Annotated in this window: 10 protein-coding genes; 6 read left to right on the top strand and 4 right to left on the bottom strand. The window is 72.2% G+C overall.

Features of this window, described 5'->3' with window-relative positions; genetic code table 11:
* Positions 1-61: 61 nt before the first annotated feature.
* From BQ9890_RS10255 to BQ9890_RS10280, 6 genes are all read left to right on the top strand, one after another.
* A complete protein-coding gene (locus tag BQ9890_RS10255; RefSeq protein WP_078062375.1) occupies positions 62-646 on the top strand; it encodes a phosphoribosyltransferase in 585 nt (194 codons plus the stop codon).
* A gap of 15 nt (positions 647-661) precedes the next feature.
* On the top strand, positions 662-1672 hold the full coding sequence (locus BQ9890_RS14900) for an AAA family ATPase (protein ID WP_078062580.1): 1011 nt from the start codon (positions 662-664) through the stop codon (positions 1670-1672).
* 222 nt (positions 1673-1894) lie between these two features.
* Positions 1895-2479, top strand: a complete 585-nt coding sequence (locus BQ9890_RS10265) for a phosphoribosyltransferase (protein ID WP_078062375.1) — start codon at positions 1895-1897, stop codon at positions 2477-2479.
* A gap of 15 nt (positions 2480-2494) precedes the next feature.
* Entirely contained in the window at positions 2495-3505 is a 1011-nt protein-coding gene (locus tag BQ9890_RS14905) for an AAA family ATPase (protein WP_078062580.1), read from the top strand.
* A 238-nt stretch (positions 3506-3743) separates the two neighbouring features.
* Complete coding sequence (locus BQ9890_RS10275) at positions 3744-5438, top strand: L-lactate permease (protein WP_075891325.1); 1695 nt, start codon at positions 3744-3746, stop codon at positions 5436-5438.
* A complete protein-coding gene (locus BQ9890_RS10280; RefSeq protein ID WP_075891327.1) occupies positions 5435-8299 on the top strand; it encodes an FAD-binding and (Fe-S)-binding domain-containing protein in 2865 nt (954 codons plus the stop codon). The genes BQ9890_RS10275 and BQ9890_RS10280 overlap by 4 nt, the downstream gene beginning before the upstream one ends.
* Before the next feature lie 159 nt (positions 8300-8458).
* Here the strand turns inward: BQ9890_RS10280 and BQ9890_RS10285 are convergent, their stop codons facing one another.
* The 4 genes from BQ9890_RS10285 to BQ9890_RS10300 form a co-directional block, all read right to left on the bottom strand.
* A complete protein-coding gene (locus BQ9890_RS10285; protein ID WP_143226308.1) occupies positions 8459-9310 on the bottom strand; it encodes a hemagglutinin in 852 nt (283 codons plus the stop codon).
* Between the two features lie 182 nt (positions 9311-9492).
* Complete coding sequence (locus BQ9890_RS16330) at positions 9493-10185, bottom strand: low molecular weight protein-tyrosine-phosphatase (RefSeq protein ID WP_075891329.1); 693 nt, start codon at positions 10183-10185, stop codon at positions 9493-9495.
* 169 nt (positions 10186-10354) lie between these two features.
* Positions 10355-11095, bottom strand: a complete 741-nt coding sequence (mtnN, locus tag BQ9890_RS10295) for a 5'-methylthioadenosine/S-adenosylhomocysteine nucleosidase (RefSeq protein ID WP_075891331.1) — start codon at positions 11093-11095, stop codon at positions 10355-10357.
* A gap of 214 nt (positions 11096-11309) precedes the next feature.
* Complete coding sequence (locus tag BQ9890_RS10300) at positions 11310-11774, bottom strand: S-ribosylhomocysteine lyase (protein WP_075891333.1); 465 nt, start codon at positions 11772-11774, stop codon at positions 11310-11312.
* Between the last annotated feature and the right edge of the window lie 283 nt (positions 11775-12057).

The following is a 12057-nucleotide window of genomic DNA, read 5'->3' on the forward strand; positions in this document are numbered from 1 at the left end:
GCCCGCTCCGAGGCCGACAGGAGGAGCCGGGCGCACGGACTGCCCCCGCAGCAGATCTACCATGGGTGCACCCACAGGCTCCCACTTCCCACCGGAGGACTCCTTGACCGCATTCGATGACGGCGCCAGCTCCCAGGCGGATCCCGCCGAGCGCGAGACCCTCACCTGGGAGGGGTTCGGTGTGGCCTCACGTGAGCTCACTGCCCTGATCGTCGAGTCCGGGTGGATCCCCGACCTCATCGTCGCCGTCGCCCGTGGCGGACTGCTGCCGGTCGGCGCCATCTCCTACGCGATCGGCGTCAAGGCGATCGGGACGATGAACGTGGAGTTCTACACCGGCGTCGACGAGACCCTCACCGAACCCCGTCTGCTGCCCCCGCTCATGGACGTCTCGGCCATCGCGGGGAAGCGGGTCCTGGTGGTGGACGACGTCGCCGACTCCGGCCGCACGCTGCGGATGGTCATGGACCTCATCGCCGAGCACGGACTCTCCCTGGACGGTGAGGCCGCCGTGCCCGTGGACGCGCGCTGCGCCGTCATCTACGAGAAGCCCCGCTCGGTCATCTCCCCCGACTACGTCTGGCACGTCACCGACCGGTGGATCAACTTCCCCTGGTCGACGTTGCCCGTCGTGCGGGCGGAGTAGGGCACCATGGGCCCCATGGGTGCGGGGCGCGTGTCGGGGAGGGCGGGCGAGGGCGCGCACGGTCCCACTCCGGCGGACGAGGGCGACGCGGCGACGTCCCGGCCGGACACCTCCCCCGGGGACGAGGGCGACGCGGCGACGTCCCGGCCGGACACCTCCCCCGGGGACGAGGGCGACGCGGCGACGTCCCGGCCGGACACCTCCGACGGCGCGGATCGCCCGACCCGTCCAGGTGCACACCGCACCGATGACGGTGAACCCGGTCGTGGCCCGCTCGGCGGTGCAGACACTGCGGTGCCCGCGGACTCCGGGGAGGGCCCCGTCGACGGTGGGGCCGACCGGGACGCTGCGCACTCCACGGTTCACCTCGGAGCCTCGGAGTCCGTGGCACGCCAGGTCGTGGACCTCGTGGGCGACCGGCTCGCACAGGGACGCAGCCTGCGCGTCCTGGGCATCACCGGCCCGCCCGGGACCGGGAAGTCGACGGTGGCGGGCATGGTCGCCGAACTCCTGGAGGCACGCGGCGTCACGGTGGCGGGCCTGGCCCCCATGGACGGTTTCCACCTCTCCAACACCGTCCTGGAGGACGCCGGTCTGGCGGACCACAAGGGTGCCCCTGACACGTTCGACGTGTGGGGGTACGTCGCGCTGCTCCAGCGGTTGCAGCGCGGAGAGCGGACCGTCTTCGCCCCCGGATACCGTCGCGACCTGCACGAACCCATCGCCGCGTCCTCGGCGGTCGAGCCGAACGGCGTGGTCATCACGGAGGGCAACTACCTCGGCCTCGACGTCGAGGGATGGCGCGAGGCCCGCGGATGCATCGACCTCCTCGTCCACGTCGAGACCTCCGGGACGGAGCTGTTGCGGCGCCTGATCGCCCGGCAGGAGGCCTTCGGACGCGACCACGTCGACGCGGCCCACTGGGTGCGCACCGTGGACGCCGCCAACATCACCCTCGTGTCGGGGGGCCGCGACCGGGCGGACGTCGTCATCCGCCCTCGTCCCCCCGAGGCACGCCCCACCTGACCCCCGGGGCNGCACCTCGGCGTGGCGGGCATTGGCCCCGAGAGGTCGGACGGCCACAGGCAGACCAGAGCGGTCGGACAGCCACAGGCAGACCAGAGCCGTCGGACGGCCACAGGCCGAACCGTGCGGGTGGATCACCGGTGGCCGGACGGCAGTGATCCGCCCGCTCCGAGGCCGACAGGAGGAGCCGGGCGCACGGACTGCCCCCGCAGCAGATCTACCATGGGTGCACCCACAGGCTCCCACTTCCCACCGGAGGACTCCTTGACCGCATTCGATGACGGCGCCAGCTCCCAGGCGGATCCCGCCGAGCGCGAGACCCTCACCTGGGAGGGGTTCGGTGTGGCCTCACGTGAGCTCACTGCCCTGATCGTCGAGTCCGGGTGGATCCCCGACCTCATCGTCGCCGTCGCCCGTGGCGGACTGCTGCCGGTCGGCGCCATCTCCTACGCGATCGGCGTCAAGGCGATCGGGACGATGAACGTGGAGTTCTACACCGGCGTCGACGAGACCCTCACCGAACCCCGTCTGCTGCCCCCGCTCATGGACGTCTCGGCCATCGCGGGGAAGCGGGTCCTGGTGGTGGACGACGTCGCCGACTCCGGCCGCACGCTGCGGATGGTCATGGACCTCATCGCCGAGCACGGACTCTCCCTGGACGGTGAGGCCGCCGTGCCCGTGGACGCGCGCTGCGCCGTCATCTACGAGAAGCCCCGCTCGGTCATCTCCCCCGACTACGTCTGGCACGTCACCGACCGGTGGATCAACTTCCCCTGGTCGACGTTGCCCGTCGTGCGGGCGGAGTAGGGCACCATGGGCCCCATGGGTGCGGGGCGCGTGTCGGGGAGGGCGGGCGAGGGCGCGCACGGTCCCACTCCGGCGGACGAGGGCGACGCGGCGACGTCCCGGCCGGACACCTCCCCCGGGGACGAGGGCGACGCGGCGACGTCCCGGCCGGACACCTCCCCCGGGGACGAGGGCGACGCGGCGACGTCCCGGCCGGACACCTCCGACGGCGCGGATCGCCCGACCCGTCCAGGTGCACACCGCACCGATGACGGTGAACCCGGTCGTGGCCCGCTCGGCGGTGCAGACACTGCGGTGCCCGCGGACTCCGGGGAGGGCCCCGTCGACGGTGGGGCCGACCGGGACGCTGCGCACTCCACGGTTCACCTCGGAGCCTCGGAGTCCGTGGCACGCCAGGTCGTGGACCTCGTGGGCGACCGGCTCGCACAGGGACGCAGCCTGCGCGTCCTGGGCATCACCGGCCCGCCCGGGACCGGGAAGTCGACGGTGGCGGGCATGGTCGCCGAACTCCTGGAGGCACGCGGCGTCACGGTGGCGGGCCTGGCCCCCATGGACGGTTTCCACCTCTCCAACACCGTCCTGGAGGACGCCGGTCTGGCGGACCACAAGGGTGCCCCTGACACGTTCGACGTGTGGGGGTACGTCGCGCTGCTCCAGCGGTTGCAGCGCGGAGAGCGGACCGTCTTCGCCCCCGGATACCGTCGCGACCTGCACGAACCCATCGCCGCGTCCTCGGCGGTCGAGCCGAACGGCGTGGTCATCACGGAGGGCAACTACCTCGGCCTCGACGTCGAGGGATGGCGCGAGGCCCGCGGATGCATCGACCTCCTCGTCCACGTCGAGACCTCCGGGACGGAGCTGTTGCGGCGCCTGATCGCCCGGCAGGAGGCCTTCGGACGCGACCACGTCGACGCGGCCCACTGGGTGCGCACCGTGGACGCCGCCAACATCACCCTCGTGTCGGGGGGCCGCGACCGGGCGGACGTCGTCATCCGCCCTCGTCCCCCCGAGGCACGCCCCACCTGACCCCCGGGGCACGCCGCCACGGAGCCTCGGAGCATGCCCCACCAGACCCCCAGGAGCGCTCCGCCGGTCCCACGCGTCACACCGCGGACCCGCAGAAGACGGTCAGGACTGCGACCAAAGTCCCACACCGCCGCCGCGCGAATGCTTGACTTGGTGACGTTCCCGTCAGCAGAGCGGCCCACGTGGCCGATCCGCCACCACAGGCACCCGCCCCGGACCCACTGAGGAGTTCCCCCGGATGTTCCAGCAGATCCTCGACCCCGTCGGCGGCTCGCTCGCCCTGTCGGCACTGGTCGCCGTCATCCCGCTCGCCACGCTCTTCGTCCTCCTCGGGGTCTTCCGCGTGAAGGCCTGGCTCGCCTCCGTCACCGGACTGGTCCTCTCGATCCTCCTGGCGACACTCGTGTGGCGGATGCCGGTCGCCCAGGTGGCCAGCGGCACCCTCGAGGGCGCGCTCTACGGCGTCGTCCCGATCCTGTGGATCCTGGTCAACGCACTGTGGATCTACCGACTCACGGTCGTGACCGGTTGGTTCGAGGTGCTGGGTGACCGCATCCGCTCGATCACCGATGACCAGCGCATCCTGGCCATCATCATCGCCTTCTGCTTCGGGGCGCTCCTGGAGTCCCTGGCCGGGTTCGGCGCCCCCGTGGCCATCTCGATCGCCATGCTGGTGGCCGCGGGCATGAAACCGCTCAAGGCCGCCGTGGTGTCACTGCTGGCCAACACCGCGCCCGTCGCCTTCGGGGCGATGGCAGCCCCGATCATCACCCTGTCGGGGGTCACCAAGATCGACGTGCACCTCCTGGCCCAGATGGCGGGCCGCCAGACCCCCTTCCTCGCGGCGTTCGTGCCCCTGCTGCTGGTCTTCATCGTCGACGGATGGCGGGGTGTCCGCCAGACCTGGCCGATCGCCGTCATCTCCGGCCTCACCTTCGCCGTCGCCCAGTTCGTGACCGCCAACTACTTCGCCGTGGAGATCACCGACGTCGTCGCCGCCGTCGCCACCGCGATCGTGGTGCTCCTCGTGCTGCGCGTGTGGACGCCCTCGCACACGGTGGCCTTCGAAGCGGCGGGGACCACGGCCGACGAGGGCGACGCCGACGCTGCTGCACCCGGTGGCCACACCTCCCGGGCGGGCATCGCCGATCCCGACATGGCCCGCGTCGACCGCTCGACCCGCTCCGCGGGGAACCTCACCTGGATGGCCGTGCTGCCCTACGTGGTGATCATCGCGGTCTTCTCCGTCACCCAGATCCCCGCGGTCAAGACCATCCTGGCCGAGCACGCCACGATCTCCTTCGCCTGGCCGGGCCTCGACGTGGCCAACGCCGCGGGCGACCCCATCTCGACCACCTTCAGGCTGGGGTGGGTCAGCACCGGCGGCACGCTGCTGTTCATCTCCGGGATCATCGTGGCCCTCGCCTACGGCGTCTCGGCGGGTCGCGCCCTGCGGGCCTACGGCGCGACCGTGCACCAGCTGCGCTTCACCATCCTCACCGTCGTCTCCGTGCTCGCCCTCGCCTATGTCATGAACCTGTCCGGCCAGACGCAGAGCCTCGGCGCCGCGCTCGCCGCGACCGGGGGCTTCTTCGCCCTCCTCTCCCCGGCCATCGGATGGCTCGGAGTGGCGATCACGGGCTCCGACACCTCCTCCAACGCGCTCTTCGGGCTCCTGCAGGCGACCACCGCGGAGAAGGCGGGCCTCGACCCGATCCTCATGGCGGCCACGAACTCCTCGGCCGGAGTGGTCGGGAAGATGCTCTCCCCGCAGAACCTGGCGGTCGCAGCTGCCGCCGCCGGCATGGCCGGGAAGGAAGGGGACCTCTTCAGGAGGCTAATCTGGTGGAGTCTGGGCCTTCTCATCGCCTTCACGGCCTTCGTCTACCTGCAATCGACTCCGATCCTCGGATGGATGGTTCCCACACCATGACCAACACCGCACACACGATCCCCGAGGCCCACATCGACCCCGCGGTCGCCTCCGCGGTCCAGGACGCCTCGCGCATCCGCCTGGGGGCGCTGGACCGCGTCGCGCACGCGAGCGATGCCTCCCACTTCCTCCACACCCCCCGCGCCCTCGTCATCGCGGAGGACGCGGCCGAGATCGCGGCCGTCCTGCGCGGCGCCTCCGCCTCGGGCACACACGTGACCTTCCGATCGGGCGGGACGTCCCTGTCCGGGCAGGCCTCGGCACCCGACCTCATGGTCGACACGCGCAAGGCCTTCCGTGACATCGAGGTGCTCGACGGGGGACGTCGCGTGCGCGTCCAGCCCGGCGCCACGGTGCGCCAGGTCAACGCCCACCTCGCCCGTCACGGGTACCGCCTCGGCCCCGACCCGGCCTCCGAGGGTGCCTGCACCGTGGGCGGTGTGGTGGCGAACAACTCCTCCGGCATGGCGGCGGGCACCGTCCAGAACACGTACCACACGCTGGAGTCCATGGTGCTGGTCCTGCCCTCGGGCACCACCGTCGACACCTCGGCCCCTGACGCCGACGCCCAGCTGCGCCGCCAGGAGCCCGCCCTCGTCGAGGGGCTGGAGCGCCTGCGTCGCCGCGTCCTCGACAACCCCGAATCCGTGGCGACCGTCAAGCGCCGCTTCGCCATGAAGAACACCATGGGATACGCGGTCAACGCCTTCCTCGACTTCGACTCCCCCGCGGACCTCCTCGCCCACCTGGTCATCGGGTCCGAGGGCACCCTCGCCTTCGTCGCGGAGGCCACCTACCGCACCGTGCCCGTCCTCCACCAGGTCGCCACCGCCCTGGCCGTCTTCCACTCCCTGGAGGACGCCACCCGGGCCCTGCCCGACCTCGTGGCCTCCCACGCGGCTACCCTGGAGCTCATGGACGCCACGTCCCTGCGGGTCGGGCAGTCCTTCCCCGACGCCCCCCGCCAGATCACGGGCTTCGCGGTCGGCACCGAGGCCGCGCTGCTCGTGGAGTACCAGGCCGATGACGCCGACACCCTGGCCGACCTCGTGCGCGGCGGCAGCGAGGTGCTGGACCACCTCTCCCTGCGGTCCCCGGCCACCCTGTCCACCGACGCCGCCCAGCGGGCACTGGCCTGGAAGCTGCGCAAGGGCCTGTACACCTCGGTGGCGGGCGCCCGGAAGTCGGGGACGACCGCCCTGCTGGAGGACATCGTCGTGCCGGTGCCGTCCCTGGCACCCACCTGCGCCTCCCTGCAGGAGCTGTTCACGAAGTACCAGTACGCCGACTCCGTGATCTTCGGCCACGCCAAGGACGGCAACATCCACTTCATGCTCACCGACGGCTTCGCCCGCACCGGGGCCATCGACCGTTTCGCTGCCTTCACGGAGGACATGGTCGACCTCGTCCTCTCCGCCGACGGCAACCTCAAGGCCGAGCACGGCACCGGGCGCGTCATGGCCCCCTTCGTGCGCCGCCAGTACGGCGACGAGCTCTACGGGGTCATGCGCGAGATCAAGACCCTGTGCGACCCCACCGGCATCCTCAACCCCGGTGTCATCATCGAGGACGACCCGAAGGCCCACCTGCGCGACTTCAAGCTTCCGGAGTCCATCGAGATCAAGGCCGACCGCTGCGTGGAGTGCGGCTACTGCGAACCGGTGTGCCCCTCCCGCGACCTCACCCTCACCCCCCGCCAACGCATCGTCGTGCGCCGCGCGGAGGAGCGGGCCCGCGCCCACGGGGACGAGGACCTGGCCAGGGAACTCAGCCACGACTACGAGTACGCCGGCATCGACACCTGCGCCGTCGACGGCATGTGCGTCACGGCCTGCCCGGTGCTCATCAACACCGGCGACCTCGTGCGGCGCCTGCGCCGGGAGGACCAGAACCCGGTGATGGCCACCGGGTGGCGGGCCGCGGCCCACGCCTGGAACCTCGTCTCGCGCACCGCGGCCGCCGGGCTCACCGTCGCCGACCACCTGCCGGCGCCCCTCGTCGGGGCCGTCTCGGACGTGGGGCGCGCCGTCCTCGGGGCCGACACGGTGCCCCACTACAGCGCCGACCTCCCCGCCGGGGGGCCCGCCCGCAAGCCGCTGGCGGGCACCGTCGGGGCGGACGAGGGAGAGATCCGCGGCGTCTACCTGCCGGCCTGCATCAACGGGATGTTCGAGGCGGGCGGGGACGGCGAGGGCGCGACGCGCGCCTTCATCGCCCTGCTGCAGCGCGCGGGGATCCGGCTGGTGGTGCCCGAGGGGATCGAGTCGCTGTGCTGCTCGACGCCGTGGACGTCCAAGGGCTACCCCGCGGGGCGTGCCGCCATGGCGCACCGGGTCGTCGCCGCCGTGCGGGATCTCGACCCGGACGGCAGGCTGCCGGTCATCACGGACGCGGCCAGCTGCACCGAGGGCTTCGAGCACATCTTCCGCGACGAGAAGGTCACCTGGCAGACCCTGGATGCCGTGGAGTTCGTCCGGCGTGAGGTCCTGCCCGCCCTGGGTGAGGTCACGCCCCTGGTGGACACCCTGGCCCTGCACCCCACCTGCTCCTCGACCCAGATCGGGCTCAACCCCGCGCTGGAGGCGGTCGCGGCGACCGTGGCGCGGAAGGTGGACGTGCCGCTGAACTGGGGTTGCTGCGGGTTCGCCGGTGACCGCGGGATGCTCCACCCCGAACTCACCGCATCCGCCGCCGCGCCGGAGGCGCGTGAGGTCAAGGCGCTCCACGCCGACGCCCATGCCTCCTGCAACCGCACCTGCGAGGTGGGGATGACGCGGGCGACCGGGTCGGAGTACCGCCACGTGCTGGAACTGCTGGAGGAGGCGACCCGGCCGGGACGGCGGGTGCCCGCAGGAGCCTGACACCCCGCGCCGCTGTCGGGACGCACCTCCCGGCCCGCTGCCCGGACCGGGTGGGGGCCCGGCACCGAACCGGGTGCTCCTCTGCCAGACCAGGGCGGACCTCAGGACCCGAACAGAGCGGACTTCGCGGTCGGAACAGAGCGGACTTCGCCGATGGGGTCAGTGGGTGGGACCGAACCAGGCCCTCCAGTAGGCGTAGAAATTGAGGTTGCCCCAGCTGGAGCAGGACCCTCCCGAGCCGGACACCGCATCGTCGTCGGGCTGGTAGGGCGTGTAGTTGTAGAGCCCTGCGGTGGCCTGGTTCGCCAGCGCCACCGGTGCGGATCCGCAGTCGGGGTCGGGGTTGTACAGGATGTCGCTCGTCACGCCTGCCTGGAACTCGAACTGTCCGGGGTCCTGCTGGTAGATGCGGAACTGGCGGGCGGCGTACCAGACCTGGCGGGCGAAGCCGGAGTAGTCGGCATCGCAGGTGGAGGTGTCGGGGCAGGCGTACCCCATGGCCGAGGCGTAGCGCGTGGCCGTGAGGGAACTCCCGGACGCCGTGATGAGACCCTGTTCCTTCTGGAGGACCACCAGCAGCACCTTCGGGCTCACCCCGCACCCGGACGCGGCCTTGGTGACGACGTCGGCCGCGGAGTCCGCCTCCGCGCCCTCGAAGCCGCCCGGGCAGAACCTGTCGGCGGGGAAGGACGGGGTCTCCTCCGAGTACTCCGCCAGGCACGGGGTGCCGTCCGGGCCCGCGACACAGCCCGCGTTCCAGCTGGCGACGAAGGCGGCCACCTCGTCACGGGTCATCGCCTCCCCGTCGAAGAAGAGCCCGTCGGAGATGATGTCCCCGGCATCGAAGCCGGTGAAGTCCAGGGTGGGCGTGCTGGGTCCCCCGCCACTGGCGTTCTCCCCGGGACCGTACCCGACGACTCCACGGTCCTGTTCCCCCGGCAGCGCGGAGTGCACCAGCAGGGCGATCCCCGTCAGTCCCAGGCCCAGGATCCCGAGGAAGACCAGGACCACGGCGATCCGACCGAACCCCCGGCGCCGGGCGTGCCGGGCGTGGCTGGTGCGGCCGCGGCCGGTGGGGCGACCTCGCGGGTGCCTCGTCGACCCCGCACGCACCCCGTGGCCCTTCCGTGGCCCGGTGCTGCGCCCGGTGTGCCGACCGGCCCCGCTGCCGCCGGGGCCGCGGTCCACGCCCATCAGGGGCGCGGCCCGTCCAGGATGCCGCGCAGGTGGTCGACGAGGGCGGGGGTGACGCGTTCGATGACGTCCAGGGTGTCCACGAAGTCCTCGTGTCCCCCGTACCAGGGATCCGGGACGTCGGGGACGGGGCCGCGAGCGCCATCGCCACGACCCATGCCACGACGGCCGCGACCAGCCGCGCCACGGCTCCCGGTGCGGGGGCCGGAACCGGGTCCCAACCGCCCGACCTGGGGCGTCCCCGTCCCCGTCCCCGTCCCCGGTGTCGTCGTACTCCCGTCCCACGCCGGACCCGACTCCCTGAGAGCCGGGTCGAAGGACCGGTACATGCGCAGGTCCACGGCGTGGACGTCCCCCGGTGCCGGGTCGGGCACCTCCTCGACACCGGAGCGTCGGGCCAGCCGTTCCAGGGCGGCGAGGTGCTGACGTGTCATGGCGAGCACCAGGTCCCAGGACCCCAACTCGTCGGCACGGACCTGGCGGGCGCGGTGGTCGGGGACGCGGTGCCCGGCCTCGCGCAGCACCCGTGCGGCGCGCGGGTCGACGGGGTTGCCGTGCTCCTCGTCGGAGATGCCCGCGGAGTCCACGACCACGTCGAGACCCGCGTCACCCACCTGTTCCGCGAGCACCTCCTGGGCCATCGTCGAGCGGCAGATGTTGCCGGTGCACACCATGAGGACTCGAAGGGTCATGGACCCATTGTGCCCGACGGGCGCCGCGCGTCCCTGACGTGCTTCCCCGACCCCTCCCGTTGATGCGCTCCCCCGACGCGCTTCCCGGCACCCGTCCCGCTGAGGCGCCGCCCCGGCCCGGCGCGGGGTCACGCGTGCCCGAAACTCCGGGGACAGCGCTCCGACCGGCTCAGATCGAGAGGTACGCCCGGACCGCCTCGTAGGAGAAGTACGCCGCCCGGGTGGAGTCCATGTGGAAGTCCTGGTCGGCGCGTGGCCCGCACAGGTCCGACACGGCGCGGACCGACACCCAGTTGGTCCCCATCCCGAAGCAGACCTGGGCCATCGCCGCGGTCTCCATGTCGGTGGCCAGCGCGGCGGGGAACGCTTCCCGCACGGGCGCGACGTTCGCGGCGGTGATGAAGGAGTCACCGGAGACGACCTGCCCGACACGCACCCGGTGCTCGATGTGGCGCGAGAGGTTGTTGGCCCTGAGCACGGCGAGTTCCGGCGAGCGGTGGTCCACGGGCATCCCGGGCACCTGGCCGCGCACGTAGCCGAAGGCCGTGGCATCGGCGCCGGAGTAGGTCGTGGCGGTGCCCACGACCACGTCACCGACCTCGACGTCAGCCCCCAGACCGCCCGTCGTCCCCGCGGCGATGACGATGTCCGGGTCGACCATCATGAGCGCGCGTGCCGTGGCGGAGGCGGAGTTGGCCAGGCCGATCCCGGAGGTCACGACCACCACGGTGGAGCCGTCGAGCTCGCCCGTGGTGAAGGTCTGGCGGTGGCGTTCGGGCTCCCCGACGGCGAGCGTGGTCGCGCCCTCGCTCAACGCGTCCAGGAACGGACCGGCCTCGATGTCCATGGCGCACTGGATGACGGCACGCACTCCCGGCCGCGCAGGTGGGGTGGTGACGTCGGGGCTCATGCTGTCCTCCAGGATGTGTGGTCGGCCGGGTGGCCGGGTGGTGTGCGGTCCTCCCGCTGCGCGGGAGGGAGGTCGGGGGTTGGTGTCCGGCGGGCGTCCCCGTCGCCTGCGGGCGGTGGGTGCCCCCTCGTGCCGGCGTGTGGGGTGGGGGGAGCGGCGCCGGTGGACAGGGCCGCGGGTGGACGAGGGCGACGCCCCCGCGCGGGGGACCCTCTCAGGACGCGGTGACGGTCTCCCACTCCCCGCGGTGGGCGAGGAACCCACGGACCGCTTCCTGGGCCGCCTCGAGGGAGTGGTTGGCTCCCCACCCGCACTGGACCTCATTCGCCGCGGGCACGGAGGTGGCGTCCAGGATGTCGCGGAAGGTGGCCTCCAACAGGGGGAGGAACTCGTCGGTCCCGACCCCGAGCATGAGTGCGTAGAACCCCGTCTGGCAGCCCATGGGGGAGAAGTCGATGAGTCGGTCGGTGTGGTTGCGCATGAGTTCCGCAGTGAGGTGCTCGATGGAGTGGACCGCGGGCATCTCCAGGTGGGCGACATTGGGTTGGGTGAACCGGACGTCGTACTTCACCAGGACATCACCCCCGGGCAGCTCCTTGCGGTCGGCGACCCGCACGAAGGGGGCGACCACGCTGCGGTGGTCGAGGTTGAAGGATTCGACGTTCATGCGCTGGACCATGGCCCCGAGTCTAGGGTGCCCGGCGCGTGAGCCGTCCGGCGTAGCCTCTCCCTGAATGGCACCGGAGTGCCCGGCGGGTCCGGGGGAGGCTCCGGAGGCAGCAGACGACGCAGACGGAGCCGACGGGCCGGAGGACGCACGCATGGGACCGTGGAGACGCGAGGCACCGCGCCCGCTGGCCGGAATGAGCATGGAGCCCGCCTCCGACGGCGGTTCCTTCGCCTGGCGGGTGGTCGCCGCAGTGGCCCTGTGGTTGGGCGCTGCGGCGCTCACCTACTCGGCC

It is taken from the genome of Actinomyces provencensis (assembly GCF_900155435.1).
GTDB lineage: Bacteria > Actinomycetota > Actinomycetes > Actinomycetales > Actinomycetaceae > Pauljensenia > Pauljensenia provencensis.